The 201-nt window shown below is 32.3% G+C and carries 1 pseudogene; it reads right to left on the reverse strand.

From position 1 onward, the window contains the following. A pseudogene (locus AMO19_RS08825) lies at window positions 1-122 on the reverse strand (methylenetetrahydrofolate reductase); the annotation flags it as partial. Window positions 123-201 lie beyond the last annotated feature (79 nt).

Consider the following 201-nt stretch of genomic DNA (forward strand, 5'->3'; position numbering starts at 1 on the left):
TTGTCTTTCAAAAGTTGTGCTATCTTAATAGATCTTATGGGGCTTCCACCTCTTGGCGGCATTAACTCTGCTGTTATTACCTTAGATCTTTTTTCTAAAGTCTGCTGAAGTTTTGATTTCAATTGCTTTTGTTTCCTAGTTGGTTAACAAGTGTACTGAGATTGCTAAACTTAATTAATATAAAAAAGGAACTGTTTAAAT

The sequence above is a fragment of the Prochlorococcus marinus genome (assembly GCF_001180245.1).
Taxonomy (GTDB): domain Bacteria; phylum Cyanobacteriota; class Cyanobacteriia; order PCC-6307; family Cyanobiaceae; genus Prochlorococcus_A; species Prochlorococcus_A marinus_F.